This is a genomic window from Gilliamella sp. CG13, from assembly GCF_046635805.1.
In the GTDB taxonomy this organism is placed as follows: Bacteria; Pseudomonadota; Gammaproteobacteria; order Enterobacterales; family Orbaceae; genus Gilliamella; species Gilliamella apicola_I.
Map to the genome: position 1 here is coordinate 1 of NZ_JBIDFM010000005.1, position 18,781 is coordinate 18,781.

Below are 18,781 nucleotides of genomic sequence, written 5' to 3' on the forward strand. Positions count from 1 at the left end.
GTAATAGCGCGGTGGTCCCACCTGACCCCATGCCGAACTCAGAAGTGAAACGCCGTAGTGCCGATGGTAGTGTGGGTATTACCCATGTGAGAGTAGGGTGCCGCCAGACTTTTAAATAAGAGCGAGAGCCCAGCAGAGATGCTGGGCTTTTTGCTATTGATGGTTTAGAAATAATAATTAAACTTAACCAAGCTGACGACAGAAAGGGATATGATTTGAGATGAGCTTATTAATCGCTTTTAATAAACCATTTAATGTGGTGTCTCAATTTTCAGCACATGAAAAGTATCCAACATTAAAAGATTTTATCTCATTACCCAAATTTTATCCTGCTGGACGATTAGATACTGACAGTGAAGGATTACTTTTATTAACAAACGATGGTAAACTACAAGCTAAAATTAGTTCACCAAAATTTAAGCTACCAAAAACGTATTGGGTTCAAGTTGAAGGATCAATTACTCAACAAGCAATAGATAAATTAAAGCGTGGTGTTCAATTAAAAGAATTTTATACTGCACCTGCACTAGCAACTATTTTGCAAGAACCAACACTCCTATGGCAAAGAGTGCCTCCTATTAGAGAACGTAAAACTATTCCGACATCATGGATAAGTATCACTATAACAGAAGGTAAAAATCGACAAGTTCGAAGGATGTGTGCTGCAGTTGGTTTTCCATGTTTACGATTGATTAGAGTCCAAATAGGTCAATATAATTTATTCAGCCATAATTTACCTTTAGGTCAATGGAAAACAATAAACCTAAATAATCTTTATCTATAAAATAACTAGCAGATAATTAAGTACTATTTTGTAGAGAATTTTTGAATAAACTAGATCAATATATTCATCTATTTGTACTGAATAAATTGGGCTTTATACTAAAATAAGATAAAATGATCTTTATCATGATCATAGGATAACTATTTATGGTAGAACAAAAAAAAGAGGGATTTTTTTCTCGTCTAAAACAAAGTCTCTTTAAAACAAAACAAAATATTGGATCAGGTTTTTTAAATTTATTTAGAGGAAAAAAAATAGACGATGCTTTATTTGAAGAACTTGAAGAACAATTATTAATTGCAGATGTTGGTTTTGAAACTACGCAAAAAATTATTTCAGCTTTAACTCAACATGCTTCTCGCAAAGCGTTAAAAGATGCTGATGCTTTACATGAACTATTAAAGCAAGAAATGAAATCTGTATTAAATGGAGTTGATAAACCGCTGGATATTTCAACTCATAAACCATTTGTGATATTAATGGTTGGTGTTAACGGTGTCGGTAAAACAACAACAATAGGTAAATTAGCTCGTCAATTTCAACAACAAGGTAAATCTGTTATGCTTGCCGCAGGTGATACATTTCGTGCTGCAGCGGTTGAACAATTACAAGTATGGGGAGAACGAAATAATATTCCGGTAATTGCACAGCATATTAATGCGGATTCGGCTTCAGTTATTTATGATGCCATTCAAGCTGCCAAAGCCAAAAATATTGATGTTCTAATAGCTGATACTGCAGGTCGTTTACAAAACAAATCACATTTAATGGATGAATTAAAAAAAATTGTTCGAGTGATAAAAAAACATGATGAAACTGCACCACATGAAATCATGTTAACAATTGATGCAGGCACTGGACAAAACGCAATTAGCCAAACTAAATTATTTAATGAAGCAGTTGGATTAACAGGCATGACCTTAACTAAATTAGATGGTACCGCAAAAGGAGGTATTATCTTTAGTATTGCTGATCAGTTTAATATCCCTATCCGTTATATCGGTGTTGGCGAAAAAATTGAAGATTTAAGACCTTTCAACGCTGATGATTTTATTAACGCACTGTTTGATGAAACAGATGAATAGAGAGAGGCTATGATCCAATTTCAACATGTGAGTAAAGTTTATTCGGGCGGAAGACCTGCATTGCAGAATATAAACTTTACATTATCAACAGGTGAAATGGCATTTTTAACAGGTCATTCGGGTGCTGGCAAAAGCACCTTAATGCGTCTTATTTGTGGTTTGGAAAAAGCGAATGATGGTAAAGTAATGCTTAATAACATTGATGTGTCAACGTTACGAAAGCAGGATATGCCTTTTTTACGGCGAAAAATAGGTATGATCTTTCAAGATCACCAATTACTTATGGATCATACTGTTTATGACAATGTTGCTATTCCTTTAATCATTTTAGGTAAACCAGTTGAAGAAATCCGACGACGGGTTTCTGCATCGCTTGATAAAGTTGGATTAATCAATAAAGCTAAATTCTATCCCATTCAGTTATCTGGTGGAGAACAGCAAAGGGTAGGGATTGCAAGAGCGATTGTTAATCGTCCCAGTGTGTTATTAGCCGATGAGCCTACAGGTAATCTTGATGATAAACTTTCAAAAGATATCTTAAAATTGTTTGAAGAATTTAATCAAGCTGGCGTAACGGTATTAATGGCAACGCATAATATTGGGCTTATTCGTCGAAAACACCACCGAATACTTCATTTAAATCAAGGGCGTTTAGAGGGCTAATATTAATGATAAACGCTAATGTCAGATCAGCCAAAGCAACTTCTAAAAATAAAAGTCACTTTTTGGGTCGTTGGAAAAGACAAATAAGTTATGCATGGCAAAATGTTTTTAATCATTTTAAACAAAATATTTTAACATCACTACTGACAATTTTAGTTATAGCAATTTCAATAAGCTTACCAACAATCGGCTATTTGTTATGGAAAAATGCGAATCAAGCTGCACATCGGTGGTCTCCAACGCCAAATTTAACGGCATATATAAGCAAGACATTTAATGCTGAACAAACTAACGAATTAATTGAAAAAATCAAATCTCTTTCAGAGGTGGAAAAAGTTAATTATCTTTCACGCGATGATGCTAAAGAAGAATTTATTTCATGGTCTGGATTCAGTAGTGCATTAGATTTATTAGAAGAAAATCCACTGCCGGCGGTAGCAATTATTATTCCTAAACCAGAAGCAAAAAAGACAGAAATACTTCATAAATTACAATCAGAAATTTTCAAAATTGATGGTATCGATGATGTCAAACTAGACGATAGCTGGTTTACTCGTTTGACTGCTTTAACTGATATGGTTAAGGCAATAGTTTGGGTTATTGCAATATTTATGATTTTTGCAGTATCACTGGTTATTGGAAATAGTATTCGTTTAAGTATTTTTGCCCGAAAACAAACAATTATTGTCATGCAATTAATAGGCGCTACCGAAGGTTTTATTTTACGCCCTTTTCTGTATAGTGGAATGTTTATTGGATTTATAAGTGCTTTATTTTCTGTCGTTTTATCGGAAATATTTATTTTTCAGATAGAATCTATTATATTAAATGTTTCAAATGAATTTGGAACAGTATTTTCACTAGAAGGGTTATTGTGGGATGAAGTCTTGCTAATTGTATTAATTACAATTGTGATAGGATGGTTATCATCACTTATTACAACAAAAAGATATTTAAAAATTAGTTAATTAAGATAGTTCTTCTTAATAGTATTAAGTAGAAAAGATGATTAATATTTTTATAAATATTTTTTTATTTTAAACCCAATTGTGAACTAAATTACATTTTAACTGTCTAATATTAAAAGTTATAAAACTGTATAAAGTTTTATATTGTTGTAATCAAAAATAAATACAACAAAAAAAGTTTAAATAAAGGGGGAATTAAATGAGTACTGATTTAAAAATGCAAGTAGGTGCTTTAATCCCACAAGGCAATATTGAATCTTACCTTCGCATGATTAATACCTATCCTATGCTAACTGCTGAGGAAGAAAAATCTTTAGGCGAAAGACTTTACTATCATGATGATGTTGATGCAGCAAGACAATTAATTTTATCGCATTTACGTTTTGTTGCGCACATCGCCCGTGGTTATTCTGGTTACGGTTTACCACAAGCAGATTTGATACAAGAAGGTAATATTGGTCTAATGAAAGCAGTACGTCGCTTTAATCCTGAAATGGGCGTTCGTTTAGTGTCATTTGCAGTACATTGGATTAAAGCTGAAATTCATGAGTATGTGTTAAAAAACTGGCGTATTGTTAAAGTTGCAACGACTAAAGCACAAAGAAAATTATTCTTTAATTTAAGAAAAAATAAACAACGTTTGGGTTGGTTTAATAGTGCTGAAGTTGATATGGTTGCTGATGAATTAGGTGTTAGCCGTAAAGATGTGCTTGAAATGGAATCGCGTATGTCTGCACAAGATATGTCCTTTGATGTCGATAGCGATGATGATGATAACGCAGTTGTTGCGCCGGCATTATATTTAGAAGATAGTAATTCAGATTTCTCTAAATCAATTGAAAATGATAATTGGGAAAATGATGCAACCGACAAGTTACATGATGCTTTATCACAATTAGATGAACGTAGCCAAGATATCATTAAAGCTCGATGGTTAGATGCTGATGATAGTAAATCAACGTTGCAAGTTTTGGCTGATAAATATAGTGTTTCGGCTGAACGAATCCGCCAACTTGAAAAAAATGCTATGAAAAAACTACGTGTTGCGATAGAAGCATAAGCTTTTTGTTAACTGCTACTTTTATAAGCCTTGCTGGAAAAGCAGTAAGGCTTTTTTTATGAATAAAATCTTTAAATTACAGTTAATAGGGGTTTAAAATACTATTATCAAAATTCATCCAAAAAACATATAAATATGTTATAAATAAAAAATAATCTTTATTTATGACCACATTGCATAAATATATTTATGTAAATGACTTACTAATTTAGGAATAAGAAATGTTGAAAAAAATTACTAAAAGTATTTTATTAAGCCTTCTGTTTGCAAATCTTGTTGCTTGTAATGAAAAAAATAAACATGACCTAGGAACTATCAAAATAGATACTGGTGCAGTTGAATGTGATCGCTATATTGCATTGATTTTGGATTTACAAAATACATCACAACTGCCTGCCGAATCTGAAGAGTCAATTAAAAAAAGTATTGAGGAGTTTAGACAGATGGTTGAAAAAAATCCAGATGTGATTAAAGGTGAATGTAATGCGGCCTACTCTGCGATGCGAGGCGCTATAGAGGAACGCTAATTTCAATGAAACATTAAACAAGGATTCTTTAGCGTATCCATTCAAAAGAATTTTTATGTGCTTATAATAACTGATTTCAAAGCGCACAATAAAAAGTTAATTAGTTTTTGTTGAAAATGCATATTATTCATATCAGTTAAAATCAAGAATTTTTTCGTAGCGATTTTATATTAAAGGCAATCGGTAAGTATTTAGATTGCCATCTGCTATAGGATTAAAAACAACCTTTATTTATTGCGCTTAATGCTGCTTCTTGAGCATGTAACAGAGCTGTATCAAAAAAAGGGATCTTGTGATCTGCTTGAGAAATTAATAAACCAATCTCCGTACAACCAAGTATCACTCCTTGGGCTCCTTTTATAACTAGCTTATCAATGATATTAAGATAGGTTTGTTTCGATGTAGGGTTAATGATACCATGGCAAAGTTCATCATAAATAATTTGATTGATGATCATTCTACCTTGCTCATCGGGAATCAGCACTTTTAAACCTTTATTAATCAGTTTTGATTTATAAAAGTCTTGTTCCATCGTATATTTTGTTCCAAGCAAAGCAACGGTTTGAATATTTTCTTTAATTAAGTGCTGTGCCGTAACATCAGCAATATGAAGAATGGGAATATCAATGGCTGCTTGAATCTGATCTGCGACTTTGTGCATAGTATTGGTACAAATCACGATAAAATCTGCACCAGCTTGCACTAACCTTTTCGCTGCATCAATTAAAATAAGCGCACTTTTATCCCACTCACCATTGGCTTGGCAATGTTCAATTTCTTGAAAATCGACACTATATAAAAGTGTTTTCGCTGAATGTAATCCTCCTAATGATTGTCCTACCTTTTGATTGATAACTTGATAATAAGTCACGGTACTTTCCCAGCTCATCCCGCCGATTAAACCTATTGTTTTCATTTTATTCATCCTTAACGTACTAAATCATAATATAACTTCTTTAAGATATCTTTTAGTTTATTATTAAAAGTTTATGTATCTCTTCTCTCAAAAAATAGTACTAATGTTATAATTTATCCTATTGGAATTTAAGATAAAAAACAATTAATGTCTAAACCGTTATCAAGTTATCATCCCTTACTTTATTGGTTAAGGGTAAATCAGCGTCGTTTGTTTCGTCATTTGTTCTGGTATTGTTCTTCGCGTCAATATAGCTTAGAACGTAGTCATGATTTACGTTTACCATATCGTTATAAAAAACATACATCCAAATTAATACGTCGATTGGGTAACAGCGATATTCAGCTTCAATACAATAAAGTCACAAATCTAAAAATTGCAGTGGATTCGTTAAATGGAATCTTAATTAAACCAGGTGAATATTTTTCGTTTTGCCGATTAGTCGGAAAACCAACTAAAAAGCGAGGATTTTTGAATGGAATGGAACTATCATTTGGTGTAGCTCGTTCCGGTATTGGCGGTGGTATATGTCAGATTAGTAATCTAATTCATTGGTTAGCTCTCCATTCAGAACTCCAAATAGTCGAACGAGCAAATCATAGCTTTGATCCTTTTCCTGATGATGGTCGAGTGTTACCTTTTGGTTCGGGTGCCGCTATTTTTTATAATTATATTGATCTTATTATTTATAATCCTACCGATAAAACGTTTCAAATTATGCTTCATGTTGGAGAGCACCAACTAGAAGGTGAGCTATTATGTGATGAAGAAAGACAATACAGCTATCATGTTTATGAAAAGCAGCATGCCTTTATTAAAAGGCAAGGTGTTATCTATAGAAAAAATGAAATTTGGAGAGACACCATGACCAAAAACAATGTCGGTGGCGCCCCGGCATGTATTCGTTCAGAAATGATGTATAAAAATAATGTAATTGTAAAATACGAAGTGAATGGAGAATTGATAACAAATGAAGAAAACGAGTAAATATCTATTATTAATGCCATTAATGTGTTTAGTTTTATCTTTTTCATGTTTTGCTGATCCCAAAGTGATTCATGTCGTTGTTGCATTATGTGATAATAAGTATCAAGGCATTGCACCAGTTCCGGCTGCAATCGGTAATGGTCAAGATCCAAAAAATAATCTTTATTGGGGGGCGGCCTATGGTTTTAAAACCTACTTTGGTAAACAAAAAGAGTGGCAAGTAGTACAAATCAATAAACCTGATGATGATAAAATATTAGAAGAGATTATATATAAGCATCGAAGCAAAGATGTTTATCTGATTGCTCAGGCATATAATGGCAAATACATAGATGATACTATTGATGATTTTATAGAATATTCAGCAGGCAAAAAACAATCATCATTTACGATAGATAACAAGAAAATAACGGCTGGAGGTAAAGCTGATTTAGTCGTTTATATTGGTCATAATGCTTTAATGGAATGGTCTTGGCATAAATTTTTGCCTGATAGTTGGCGTTGGGAAACACTTCCAAATGACGCACAAGAACAACAAAAATCGAGATATGCGGCCGTTTTTGCTTGTAAAAGTCAAAAATATTTTTCGAAACCGTTATCTGGTTTGGGGATTTCGCCCTTAATTTTAACTATGCATCTTATGGCTCCGGAAGCATATAGTGTGCACGCTATGATCGATGCTTGGTTAAAAGGCGAAAGCAAAGCTAATATTCGATTGAAAGTGGCTACTGCCTATAGCAAGTATCAGAAATTGAACAAACCCGCGTTGAACATGTTTACTACGGAATATAGTCAGTAGTATTTTAGTTAAATCGGCATAATTTTGAATACTGGAGTCTAAAATATGATCAAAACACCTAAAATTGTTATTTTAACTGGTGCGGGTATATCGGCGGAATCTGGGCTATCGACATTCCGTGCGAAAAATGGATTGTGGGAAGGGCATGATGTTAACGATGTTGCAACCTATGAAGGTTATAGTCGAAATCCCATTGCGGTTCATTCCTTCTATAATATGCTACGAAGAAAATTACAAAGTCCTGATGTAAAACCGAATTTAGCTCATTTTGCTTTAGCTGAAATGGAACACAAATTGGGCAGTGAAAATGTATTAGTGGTCACACAAAATGTAGATAATCTACATGAAATAGCAGGTTCTAAAAATATTATTCATATGCACGGGGAATTACTTAAAGTGCGCAATGAACAAACAGGGCAGATTATCGATTGTCTGGAAGATGTCGATTATCAACAAAATAAATTTATTCGCCCCCATATAGTATGGTTTGGAGAAATCCCATTACAAATGGATAAAATCTACGATGCACTTTCACAGGCTGACTATTTCATTTCTATTGGGACATCTGGTAATGTTTATCCTGCCGCAGGATTTGTAAAAGTTGCCAATCAATCGGGGGCTAAAACTGTTGAGCTTAATTTAGAGCCAAGTTTAAGTGAAAGTTTATTTCAAACCAAAATTTACGGCCCAGCAAGTCAAGTTGTGCCTGAATTTATTAAAAAATTTATTGTTTAATTTGATTGTCGATTTTGGTCATCGTTATTAGTTCCTAAACACTTCTCTCAAATGCCATTCAACAAACCGATCATGTAAATAATCTTCCTTCGATCTAGGTCGCTTAATATCTTTTCCGTTAAAATCCCAAAATAGTCTTTCGACAATTTGATTACCGTTAATACCATTTGATATTTTAATTTTTAAACTACTATCAAGCCCAATTACTCCCATATCAAAAGCCGAATGATGTAATGAACAAAGCGCTAAACCATTATTGATAACACAAGGACCGCCATGCTGTTTCCATTTTACATGAGCGGCTTCAAGACCAATGGATACTGAATCATACCTTAAATCAAAACCACAAATTGCACATTGGTAATTGTAAGCTCGTAAGACTAACTGTCTGAACTTTGGATCTCGTTGGCGATTAAAATTTATTAAACTAAAATCAAGTCGATTGATTAAATTTTCTTGCACACTTTCAGGAAAATGCTGACTTAAAATCTGTTCTGCTATTTGATCGATAGCTGATGGATTTTTTATTAGACATTGATAGGATGGTTCATCAAATCCCCCATAAACTTGTGATGAGGCTAGCTGTTTACTGGTTGGTTCTTTACTTGGATTATTGATATTTATGCAATTTTCAATATTGGTTAATTGCCAGAATCCATCATTTTTCAATCTCCAAAAAGGCATATTAGGATAGTAATGTGTACGTCGAGGACTAAAACGCATCAAGAGATCAAGCAATGGTTCCTCAATTTCAGTTTTATAATTAAATAAACGTGTATGACTTTGTTTATATTTTGATAAGACATACAGAAGTAATAGATGTATCCTCTTTTATATCTATTGTTAAAATATATTTTTTTAGTAATTTTTTACAACTTTAAAAAACAATCTTCATTTATGTTTTTTGAGAAATATATTTTTCAAGGAACATAACATCTTTTTTATAATCATTGATTTTAAAACTTTCTATAATCTTTTTCTCGCTCTCTGCTGACCAATAAATTTTTAATTTATTTTTTGCGCGAGTAATTGCTGTATAAAAAATATTGTGTGTAACAGCCTCGTCGATTTCATTGTTAATGACTATTTTTACAGAGTTATATTCCAATCCTTGCGCTTTGTGTATTGATATTGCGTAGGCAATCTGAAATGGCATAGTTTTCTTGTTATATAAATCATCTTCATCTGTATTTATTATTGATTCAACAAAAAACTTGACTATTGCATTTCCTGTAGAAGATATACCCATAAACTCTAACCCTTCAATTCCCCAAAAACTAGATTCATCTAATACAGCGTCAATTTCTATTATAAACCAAACCAATGGTTTTTCTTCTCCAAAATCGATTATAGTTCCTTTCAGATTATTATAGATAACAGATGAGAAATTCGAGGTATCATTAAACAAAACAGGGTCGCCTACTTTATAAGTATTTATACCCCATTGAATAGACTTATTTGTATTACTTTCTTGCAATAGACGGTTAATATTATTAATACCATAAAGACCATCATAATTAAGACATAAGATAATCTCATCAGATTCAGTTATATCAAATATAGTGTCATCCAATTTTTGTGAATAGGAATCAGTTTCTCTTACGACCAAAGATTCTAAAATAGATGTATCTAGTTCTCTAACTTTGTTCCATAAATTAAGTAAGTTTGAATTGGTAGTTCTATAAGGTATTTTTAGCTCATGAACTGCGCTATCAGGAATAAACGCTCTAATAATATTAAACCAATTACCAAATCTTATTGATTCTATTTGATAGTTATCTCCAACTAATATTAATAATTTGAATTCTGCTAATTGTAAAGTGTTTTGCATATCTCGATTACTAATAGTACTAGCTTCATCAATGAATAAAACATCAGCCTTAATAGGGTTTTTTAAAAATTTAGAAACGGTTAAATAAGTACACTTTTCGGTTTTAATCCGTCTTTCCAAATTACTTTTTGCTGTATTTGTATTTGTCAAAAATACTTTATTATTATCACTAAAATAATTGGATATATAACTAATTAAGGTCGATTTTCCTGTACCTGCTGCTCCATAAATTAAAGCTACATTTGAGTCAATAAAAAGACTTTTAAGAATCGTTTTTTTTTCTTCGCAATCTATAGGATTAGCCAGATTATTTAGCCAGATTGTCATTGAATTATTATAGTTGGTTAAGCCATTTTTCGTTAATTTTTGAATTTCATTTAAAATATAAACGCAAGCATCAACATAATTTTTAATATAAATATGGTTGTAGAATTTATATAAAGCTCTATTTCTTTGAGGTTCAGTTTTTTGATATAAACGACTATTAAAATCTAAAATTAAAGAATCAATATTTTCTATATGTTTAAAATTACTTGCATCGCTAAAAAGAATACGTTCAATTTCATTGTTTTGTGTGATTTTTCTAGCAAAAAATTCGTTCTCTCTTTTTTCAATAGAAAAACAAACCAATAAATCACTTAAATGTGGATTATGACCTATAGGTGAAGAAGCAAATGGCATTTGATCAAAAGGAATACAACCATATTTTAATGATAAATCAGAGAGAGCACTACAAGTATCATTTTTATTATATTGAGCTTTTATAATCCTATTATTCATACGATAAAGTAGATATTGGATAATATTGCAGCCATTTTGAGTATTTTTGACTAACTCTCTACATCGTTCTAAAACAGAAAAAAATTGGTTTGTTGGATTAGAACCAACTAGATGCATTTTTATATTGTTATAATGGTTATCACTTGCATTCACTAGCTCAACTAAGTTAATTTTTTCATGCTGCAAGTAATTCATTAACGAATGTTCTTCTTTACTATTACCGTTAATTTCTTGATTTAAGATTTTTGCAAAATTTTTAAATTCACACTGTCTAATAGATATTGCCCAATCATTAATAATCCAAATATCCATCTTTCGATTAAGTACATCTATCTTCGTTTTGTGTAACGAGAGTTTGACAGCATAATTTGGCATAATATCTATATTAGTAAAAGCTATAACTCTTTCAAATTTACTTGTGTTATTTGTTGCAATAAAAAAGGATACTTCATAATAAATTTTATAATTGACAAAAAATGGTTTTATTCTGTGAATATAGTAACGCTCACCAAGTGAGGAATTACCGGAAAATCTATCAATTTTATAGGCTATTTTTTCATAATACTCTGATAGTTGAGGATCTAAATTAAGAGGGAAATCTGCTATATTGTTTAAAATATTCAGATCAAATTCAGTTTTTACAAATTCTTTTAGCTTCAATAAATGCTCATAGTATTTTAACATTAATCGCTCAGAAGAGTCTTCATTAACAATATAATGAGAAACTGATTTTTGTAAGAATTCGTGAAAGACTCTTAGATTTTTATATTGTCCTTTTGTTTGAATTAACTTCAAACTATCCTGAATATCTTGATAATTTCTAGAAGAGATATTCTTCTGTTTCTTTGCTAAAACCGCAACAGCAATAGTCTCAACGAAATTTCTTAATTGAGACAATATATTTTGAGAAATAAAACCTCTATCACAAAATCGAATTAATCTAATATTTTTGCATATAGTTTCATCAGCAATTCTAATTTCGTCTAGAGTCATATTTTCTCCATAATGTATTCTTAAATATTATCTAGATATGTCTCTTTTAAAAATATGATTAATTACATTCAAGAAAGTTACTTATTTGAAGTAATTCATTTTAACGATGACTTGAATTTAATACCTTCAGGTGTTATATATCTAGTGACGTATAATAATCTATGAAAATAAATCAATTCCAATAATAAAAGTTATTTTTTCAATAATCTTTCTTATCTAAATAGATATATATTTTATGGTGTAATAATATACATTTAGATAAGAAAACACAATGATATTTATTATGAAGTTTGACCTTATGATCTATAAAAAATATTTTAATACTTATTATTCTACTCTAGAATAAATGCTTCACAGGTTTAGGGAATAGTAATTCCAAATTCCGCTTATCGATTTTAAATAATGGACCTTTCTCTGAAACACTATTGTTTTTTGCATTTCTTTTGATTAGGTGATCCATTGTAATTATACCTTTCTCAATTAGAGGCATTAATTGATTTAATAATGGTGACTTTGTATGAATTACTGATTTAAGGTTAAAATACTCTTCGCCATTGATAATAGTACTTTCGACTTCAATCCAAAAGGTTTCTGAATGTTTTTCACGTAAGCGTAAGCGTAGCATGGAACCATTCCATACAGCAACTGGCTCTTTGAGTTCTTTTCCATTCTTTTCTATTAAATGATACTCATAAAGCACATCTTCTTTTATTTCAAATTTTAAACCTCGACTATTTTTTTGTAGAGTGCTTAATGTACAGTATAGTTTAAAATCCTCTTCCCTTTGGTAGCCATATTTATCTAAAATTTCTGAGCTACTTTTACAATGACTGCTTGACCAATCAGCCACTTGAGCAAAAAGCGTAGTACGAGTTTTATTCTTATTTCCTCTACCTGACTTCAATTCAATACCTTTATAATCAGGTTGTTTACTCGAGTTAGGGGAAATGCCAAGAGCACATTCAATTGACATTCCTACCGTGGTATCACCATATCCGATTGCCTTTATCGGTTTTCTAGCTAATTCTTTTAATTTAAATAATAGCTCATCAGCAATCGTATTAGTCTGTTTTGTATATTCATAAATGAAACTACTAATTTTATTACTAAGTGATTTCAATTCATTATTCAGATTAACTTTACTTAGATTTAGCAAGTAAGGAACTTGGTTAAAGATAATAATAGCAATTTGATCTCCAGCCTCAGCAAAAGTACCTAAAGCAGTAAACCACATCCTTGGGTCACCCTTTTTCGTTACCGGCCGATATAAACTCATTTTGGTTTCGCGAACCGTTGAAGGAGATAAAAAGAAAGCTTTAGATATTTTCTTAAATTCAATTCCTTGCTTTTGTTTAGCATAGTGATGAAACTTAGCTAGTTCAAAATGAGTTCTCACTTGTTGCGTTGCATCAAGAATAGATTTTTTCAGTCCTGTTTTTGTTGGTTCAAAAATAGAATAATCAATAGAATAGGAAGCCAATGTTTTTTGGTTATCTAATACATTAAGCTTAATATCTAATGGCAGCTCATCTTTACGTTCTTCCGCTAAAAATTCCTGATCTTCTTCGTCAAGTTCAATATCATCACTTTCAACAAAAGTTGTCGAAATCTTAGCTGTTGGCGTTTTTAAATTCTGATTGTTTTCAAAATTTCTTAGTAAAGCCTTCCAGCTAGAATGACCTTTCTGACGACCAATATCATCTAATGCTTTTGCACTAGTAATATTACTTTGTTTTTTAAGTGTTTTAGCTTGCTTTTTTAAACGAACGATATAAGGATGTTCTTTAGGCATGTTACCTCCCTGTAATAAAAAGTTTCAAAGAAAAACATGCACTAAACTTACTGCCCACAAATAAGTTAAAAGTGCAATTGAAACGATTTTTTACTACAGAGAGGACTAATAAGTCTTTACGAGCGTGGACTGGCGGCTTCTCTCTAAGCCTTATTTTTTTAGAATATCGAGACAACTCTCAAAAGTCAAATTCTATATTGTTAAACCCTGGACTTTTTCTCTTTTCTAGTTTAGAATTCATTTTTAATATTTTTGTTAATCTAGGTGTATCAATTGATGTCTCAAAAAAAGTTTAGTCATATTGAATTATTCGCAGGTTGTGGAGGATTATCTTTGGGATTGGAAAAGGCGGGATTTGAGCTTACGTTAGCTAATGAACTATCACCAATGGCAGCGGAAACATTTGCCTATAACTTTTTTAATGAAAATTTTGAACAATTAGCAAAAAAAAATAAAAAGCCTAAAAAAACCTTTTGGCTTTCAAGTCAATTTGATATCTTAACTGAACGCTTGAGAGAGAATCCATTTAACTATCCCTCTCTCAATAAAGGTTTCTGTGACATACCAAAGGACAAGAAGCAATTACAAAACTCACTTATCATTGGAAATATTATTGAATTAAATCATTTAATCGAACACGATATAGAACTTTTACATGCATTAAAATCCGCATTCAATGATACTGAAATTGATTTAATTTCTGGCGGTCCCCCGTGCCAGAGCTTTAGTATGGCCGGTTTACGTGAGAAAGATAGCGACAAAAATACCCTTCCTTGGGAATTTGCGAACTTTGTTGCAAAAGTTCAGCCTAAGATTGTCTTACTAGAAAATGTGACAGGTATTTTACGTGCATTTAAGGATAAAGATGGTTCTCTATATCATGCTTGGTTTGAAGTTGCTAAAGTATTTGCTACAAAAAAATATATTCCACTTTGCTTGCATGTAAATGCAAAATTTGCAGGTGTACCACAAAATCGACCACGTTTTATCATGTTAGCTATTCGTCATGATATTTTTCTAAATTTGATCCCCTTTTTTAAAAAAGGGAGTGCTGAAGAAAAATTATTTTCCCCTTCTCTTAAATTTTATGATTTAATCCAAAAAAACGTCAAAAAAGTAGTTTGGGGAGCTCTCCCATATTTTGACGTATCAATTCCCGAACATCTTAAATTGTTTCAAAACTCTTTTTTAAAACATTTAGTTAGCCATAAAGAGGTTAATGTAAAATTAGCACTCGATGATCTAAAATTTAATAATCCGGCAAAACCTTCATCATTTATCAAAAGTTTAAATATTGAATTTACAAATATAATAAAAACAAGAAAAAAAATTAGTAACCATGAATTACGTAATAATAGCCAACTTGTTAAATGTCGATTCCGTATTTATCAAATACTACAAAAATGTAATAATAAAGAAATTACCAATGCAGTATTTAACATTTTAAAAGGTAAAGAAACTAAGTTATCTGAAGATGTTTGGAGTAAACTAAAAAAATTCAATTATTTACAATATAATAATCAAATGAAGTCGTTTACTAATAAAGCTGATTTTGAAGAATACTTGAAATTACATCCAACACAAAAACAAACTCAAAAAGCCTTAAATCCAGCTTCTCCAGCACCCGCAGCACTATCTATTCCTGATGATGCCTGTCATTATGATGAGAAAGAATTACGAGTACTAACCGTTAGAGAAATGGCGAGGATACAATCATTTCCAGATAATTTTGTTTTCCGTTCAAAAGTAACTACAGGGGGACAAATGCGAAAGTTTGAGGTTCCTCAATATACTCAAGTAGGTAATGCTGTTCCACCATTACTTGCCTTAGCATTAGGAAAATCAATTGCTGAATTGTTAATGTTAATTAAAAATTAACAAATAGTTTTATTTTAATAGGTTACAGTAGATTTATATTGTTAATTATAGGAATTAATCAGATTATTTATCTGTAATGAACATTACAAACAAAATTAATACCTTATTTATATTAAAACATTTTATGAGGAACTGTATTATAAAAGTTAATAAAACGTTTAAACCTTTGTTTTTCTATATTTTGAATCACTTAAATTGAAGGGATTTTATAAAAGTTAGTTATTATTTAATTGGTTAATTTCCATAATCCATCATTTTTCAAATGTTTTCAATCCATTATTCTTAATAAATTAATGTAAAAGTCGAAGATTATTATAGAAAATGAGAATATTTACTTCCAAATCGTAATTGATAAAAAGCTAGGAATAGCCGGCTTTATTTTTGGATACTAAATTAGATTACACAGTTTGTTAATTCCATATTATTCTTACAGAACGTTAATATAACGGGTCTTAAAGTATCGCCATGTATAATTTCAGGGGGGGACATTTGTTTTGTTCGCAGATTGAATCAATGTGTTGGTAATAGCGAATGTAATTTTAAATTTATATCAAACGTTCAAGATAGATTTCGCATCCACGTTATTTCCGGATAATTATAGTCTTTGTAGGGAGATATATACATACCTTCATTGGGATATACTTCTATGAAACACCCTTATATCAATTTTTTTCTCAATGCTGGCTAAGTCTTCACCAATATAGAATTGTATGCTTTCGAAGGAGATCCAACAAATGGGGTCTTTATCAATATCGACATGTTTAGTGGGATTTAGGTTATTATCTTCATTACATGAAAATAGCAGCATGAATAATAAGAACAGGATGAACTTCTTTTTCCCTTTTAATTTTAATTTATTTCCGCAATATTCCCATATTCATTTATTTTAAATTTTGTCTTTTGAGAACATATATTCTAATTATCATGCGTGTCAAAAAATTATTGTTTTTTGAAACAACATATTTATAAATTTTTCAATTCCTGCAATCCTCTGTTATTGCTGATTCCTCAATCTTTTTTACAGGATATTCCAAACCATTGTAAAATAAATAAAACGTTTTTTAGGTAAGACAATTTCATGCGTAATACACGCCATAATCATTTACCAGAGCTATTCGATTTACATTTTTAAAACAATTAGGTCGACATAACCATGAGTCATACTACTTCCCAATATTATATTACGATCATAGATATGAATGTTATGTGCGTACCTTTGATCATTCTCAACTGAAAGTTCAAACATGGGGAGATTATTAACAACGGGTTTTAATTTATTATTTTGTTTAACGTAGAGATTAATATATTCTGCGCTATAAGGAGAGGAAGTTGATCTGATTCTATATTGAATACGAACACCAAAAGCCAAAGTTTAAGGATTAAGTTGATAACGATCTGTATCAATTTCAAAATCAACTAATTCTTTGGCATAACTTTTAAGTGCATTAAGTTGCCAACTATGTAGTAAGGGTAAAACGACAATAGATTTGCTTTCATCTGCTGGTCAAACTTTGCAAATTGTTATCACGAGAATGGTGTCGTTCATTGAGCAATATATCAATCCATTTTTTACCATCTTCGTGACTAACAATAGGTAAACATAATAGTGTTAATAACAACGAATTTTTTAACCAATCATTTGATTATACTTTTATAAGCCTTTTCTATTGGGATTAGAATTTATATTTTATTAATATAGTTATTTTTTATTTTAACGTGAGGATTGTTTTAAATTTCAGGTCAATAAACATATTGATTCATCGATATTAATAACGATTTTTTAAAGTTTTTAATTTGCTGGAATTTCAGACACAAAAAAACCAGCTTTCGCTGGTGTTCTTTTAGGATTGGTGCCCGGACGCGGAATCGAACCACGGACACGGGGATTTTCAATCCCCTGCTCTACCGACTGAGCTATCCGGGCAACAATGGAGGTGTATTAAACACGATCTGTGATAATTCGTCAATTCTTTTTGTGATATATTTTTAAAAAAATAGTTTGTTTGGTTGAAAAATAACTTATTAGCTTTATATTATTACTAATATATAACAATATCACGTTATTTTAAGGGAATTGTTACATGCGATATTTCTTGTGTATTCTTTTTTTCATTTATGCTTATTTCGAAATTAGTTTTTTCATAAAGGTTGCTGATTCAATTGGAGTATTCCTTGCGCTAATTTGTATTATTGCTACTTCCTTTATTGGGTTTTCTTTAGTTAAAACCCAAGGTTTAAAGAATTTTAGTATTATGCGACAAAAAATGGCTAATCATCAAAGTTTGAAAAACGAAGTAATTAAAAATGTCGCTTTGCTATTTGCTGGTTTTTTCCTGCTGATTCCGGGATTTTTGACTGATATATTAGGAGTGATTTTATTAATTCCTTACGTACAAAATTATTTAGTGAAATTAATTGTAAAAAAAATGCCTATTCAATCTAGCGTTGATTCATCAAGATCCTTTAATCAATCTGATGAGATTATTGAAGGAGAATTTATTCGGAAAGATGATGAATAAATAATCAATTGGTCATTTTTTTGAAATTCCTCACTTGAAGAATATAAAAAAGACCCCCATGTAAACTTCACTACATTTTAAAATCATAATTTTATGATTTATTTTTAATTATCATCTATTTAAATATTAGTGCTAGGAGATAACTAATGAAAATTCGTCCATTGCATGATCGTGTGATCATTAAACGTAAAGAAGTGGAATCAAAATCAGCTGGCGGTATTGTTTTAACAGGTTCAGCTGCAGGTAAATCAACACGTGGTGAAGTTTTAGCTGTTGGTAATGGTCGCATTTTAGAAAATGGTCAAGTACAACCGCTAGATGTTAAAGTTGGTGATATCGTAATTTTCAATGAAGGATATGGCGTTAAAACAGAAAAAATCGATAATGAAGAAGTGCTTATCCTGTCTGAAAGCGATATTTTAGCTATTGTACAAGCATAACTGGCAACTAATTTAAATTATATA

Annotated in this window: 14 protein-coding genes, 1 tRNA gene, 1 rRNA gene and 2 pseudogenes; 13 read left to right on the forward strand and 5 right to left on the reverse strand. The window is 31.1% G+C overall.

The genetic code is table 11. The features are described from left to right. From rrf to ACGH6R_RS08245, 7 genes and pseudogenes are all read left to right on the forward strand, one after another. Nucleotides 1-109 (forward strand): 5S ribosomal RNA (gene rrf / locus ACGH6R_RS08215); the annotation flags it as partial. Nucleotides 110-220: 111 nt separating this feature from the next. Beyond that, nucleotides 221-784: a pseudouridine synthase gene (locus tag ACGH6R_RS08220; protein ID WP_411599385.1), complete on the forward strand. Its 564-nt coding sequence runs from the start codon at nucleotides 221-223 to the stop codon at nucleotides 782-784. A 161-nt stretch (nucleotides 785-945) separates the two neighbouring features. Continuing rightward, nucleotides 946-1,869 (forward strand): annotated as a pseudogene (gene ftsY, locus ACGH6R_RS08225) (signal recognition particle-docking protein FtsY); the annotation flags it as partial. 9 nt (nucleotides 1,870-1,878) lie between these two features. Continuing rightward, the gene (ftsE, locus tag ACGH6R_RS08230; RefSeq protein ID WP_267360522.1) at nucleotides 1,879-2,532 is read left to right on the forward strand and encodes a cell division ATP-binding protein FtsE; all 654 of its coding nucleotides are present in this window, start codon (nucleotides 1,879-1,881) and stop codon (nucleotides 2,530-2,532) included. 5 nt (nucleotides 2,533-2,537) lie between these two features. Beyond that, on the forward strand, nucleotides 2,538-3,500 hold the full coding sequence (gene ftsX / locus ACGH6R_RS08235) for a permease-like cell division protein FtsX (protein ID WP_267350055.1): 963 nt from the start codon (nucleotides 2,538-2,540) through the stop codon (nucleotides 3,498-3,500). 199 nt (nucleotides 3,501-3,699) lie between these two features. Then, complete coding sequence (gene rpoH, locus ACGH6R_RS08240) at nucleotides 3,700-4,560, forward strand: RNA polymerase sigma factor RpoH (protein ID WP_065558060.1); 861 nt, start codon at nucleotides 3,700-3,702, stop codon at nucleotides 4,558-4,560. A 221-nt stretch (nucleotides 4,561-4,781) separates the two neighbouring features. Continuing rightward, complete coding sequence (locus tag ACGH6R_RS08245; RefSeq protein ID WP_267360518.1) at nucleotides 4,782-5,087, forward strand: hypothetical protein; 306 nt, start codon at nucleotides 4,782-4,784, stop codon at nucleotides 5,085-5,087. A gap of 214 nt (nucleotides 5,088-5,301) precedes the next feature. On the opposite strand, the gene ACGH6R_RS08250 is transcribed toward ACGH6R_RS08245, so the two are convergent. Next, nucleotides 5,302-6,003 (reverse strand): aspartate/glutamate racemase family protein, encoded by a 702-nt coding sequence (locus ACGH6R_RS08250; protein ID WP_267380039.1) that lies wholly within the window; start codon nucleotides 6,001-6,003, stop codon nucleotides 5,302-5,304. Nucleotides 6,004-6,150: 147 nt separating this feature from the next. Here ACGH6R_RS08250 and ACGH6R_RS08255 point away from each other — a divergent pair, with 147 nt between their 5' ends. The 3 genes from ACGH6R_RS08255 to cobB are packed head-to-tail and all read left to right on the forward strand — an operon-like array spanning nucleotide 6,151 to nucleotide 8,524. Continuing rightward, nucleotides 6,151-6,990: a VanW family protein gene (locus tag ACGH6R_RS08255; protein ID WP_267350048.1), complete on the forward strand. Its 840-nt coding sequence runs from the start codon at nucleotides 6,151-6,153 to the stop codon at nucleotides 6,988-6,990. After that, nucleotides 6,974-7,789, forward strand: coding sequence for a hypothetical protein (locus tag ACGH6R_RS08260; RefSeq protein WP_267380041.1), 816 nt, complete (start codon nucleotides 6,974-6,976; stop codon nucleotides 7,787-7,789). Before ACGH6R_RS08255 ends, ACGH6R_RS08260 begins: the two co-directional genes overlap by 17 nt. Before the next feature lie 45 nt (nucleotides 7,790-7,834). Continuing rightward, a complete protein-coding gene (gene cobB / locus ACGH6R_RS08265; protein ID WP_267380043.1) occupies nucleotides 7,835-8,524 on the forward strand; it encodes a Sir2 family NAD+-dependent deacetylase in 690 nt (229 codons plus the stop codon). Nucleotides 8,525-8,551: 27 nt separating this feature from the next. Here cobB and ACGH6R_RS08270 read toward each other — a convergent pair. The 3 genes and pseudogenes from ACGH6R_RS08270 to ACGH6R_RS08280 all read right to left on the reverse strand — a co-directional run. After that, nucleotides 8,552-9,343: pseudogene (locus tag ACGH6R_RS08270) on the reverse strand (phosphorothioated DNA-binding restriction endonuclease); the annotation flags it as partial. A gap of 76 nt (nucleotides 9,344-9,419) precedes the next feature. Further along, nucleotides 9,420-12,128 (reverse strand): ATP-dependent RecD-like DNA helicase, encoded by a 2,709-nt coding sequence (locus ACGH6R_RS08275; protein WP_411599387.1) that lies wholly within the window; start codon nucleotides 12,126-12,128, stop codon nucleotides 9,420-9,422. A gap of 337 nt (nucleotides 12,129-12,465) precedes the next feature. Beyond that, nucleotides 12,466-13,920: an MvaI/BcnI family restriction endonuclease gene (locus ACGH6R_RS08280; protein ID WP_411599388.1), complete on the reverse strand. Its 1,455-nt coding sequence runs from the start codon at nucleotides 13,918-13,920 to the stop codon at nucleotides 12,466-12,468. 276 nt (nucleotides 13,921-14,196) lie between these two features. On the opposite strand from ACGH6R_RS08280, the gene ACGH6R_RS08285 reads away from it, so the two are divergent. Beyond that, nucleotides 14,197-15,798 (forward strand): DNA cytosine methyltransferase, encoded by a 1,602-nt coding sequence (locus tag ACGH6R_RS08285; protein ID WP_411599390.1) that lies wholly within the window; start codon nucleotides 14,197-14,199, stop codon nucleotides 15,796-15,798. 1,848 nt (nucleotides 15,799-17,646) lie between these two features. Here the strand turns inward: ACGH6R_RS08285 and ACGH6R_RS08290 are convergent. Further along, nucleotides 17,647-17,722: transfer RNA gene (locus ACGH6R_RS08290), tRNA-Phe, on the reverse strand. A 157-nt stretch (nucleotides 17,723-17,879) separates the two neighbouring features. On the opposite strand from ACGH6R_RS08290, the gene ACGH6R_RS08295 reads away from it, so the two are divergent. Together ACGH6R_RS08295 and ACGH6R_RS08300 are read left to right on the forward strand one after the other, a co-directional pair. Further along, nucleotides 17,880-18,317, forward strand: coding sequence for an FxsA family protein (locus ACGH6R_RS08295; RefSeq protein WP_267380051.1), 438 nt, complete (start codon nucleotides 17,880-17,882; stop codon nucleotides 18,315-18,317). A 146-nt stretch (nucleotides 18,318-18,463) separates the two neighbouring features. After that, nucleotides 18,464-18,757 carry a co-chaperone GroES gene (locus tag ACGH6R_RS08300; RefSeq protein ID WP_034915350.1) on the forward strand — a complete coding sequence of 98 codons (294 nt, stop codon included), beginning with the start codon at nucleotides 18,464-18,466 and terminating at the stop codon, nucleotides 18,755-18,757. Nucleotides 18,758-18,781: the final 24 nt, after the last annotated feature.

Coding starts and splice junctions, on each gene's coding strand:
- ACGH6R_RS08220 (WP_411599385.1), top strand. CDS start 221: ATGAGCTTATTAATCGCTTTTAATAAACCATTTAATGTGGTGTCTCAA.
- ftsE (WP_267360522.1), top strand. CDS start 1,879: ATGATCCAATTTCAACATGTGAGTAAAGTTTATTCGGGCGGAAGACCT.
- ftsX (WP_267350055.1), top strand. CDS start 2,538: ATGATAAACGCTAATGTCAGATCAGCCAAAGCAACTTCTAAAAATAAA.
- rpoH (WP_065558060.1), top strand. CDS start 3,700: ATGAGTACTGATTTAAAAATGCAAGTAGGTGCTTTAATCCCACAAGGC.
- ACGH6R_RS08245 (WP_267360518.1), top strand. CDS start 4,782: ATGTTGAAAAAAATTACTAAAAGTATTTTATTAAGCCTTCTGTTTGCA.
- ACGH6R_RS08250 (WP_267380039.1), bottom strand. CDS start 6,003: ATGAAAACAATAGGTTTAATCGGCGGGATGAGCTGGGAAAGTACCGTG.
- ACGH6R_RS08255 (WP_267350048.1), top strand. CDS start 6,151: ATGTCTAAACCGTTATCAAGTTATCATCCCTTACTTTATTGGTTAAGG.
- ACGH6R_RS08260 (WP_267380041.1), top strand. CDS start 6,974: ATGAAGAAAACGAGTAAATATCTATTATTAATGCCATTAATGTGTTTA.
- cobB (WP_267380043.1), top strand. CDS start 7,835: ATGATCAAAACACCTAAAATTGTTATTTTAACTGGTGCGGGTATATCG.
- ACGH6R_RS08275 (WP_411599387.1), bottom strand. CDS start 12,128: ATGACTCTAGACGAAATTAGAATTGCTGATGAAACTATATGCAAAAAT.
- ACGH6R_RS08280 (WP_411599388.1), bottom strand. CDS start 13,920: ATGCCTAAAGAACATCCTTATATCGTTCGTTTAAAAAAGCAAGCTAAA.
- ACGH6R_RS08285 (WP_411599390.1), top strand. CDS start 14,197: ATGTCTCAAAAAAAGTTTAGTCATATTGAATTATTCGCAGGTTGTGGA.
- ACGH6R_RS08295 (WP_267380051.1), top strand. CDS start 17,880: ATGCGATATTTCTTGTGTATTCTTTTTTTCATTTATGCTTATTTCGAA.
- ACGH6R_RS08300 (WP_034915350.1), top strand. CDS start 18,464: ATGAAAATTCGTCCATTGCATGATCGTGTGATCATTAAACGTAAAGAA.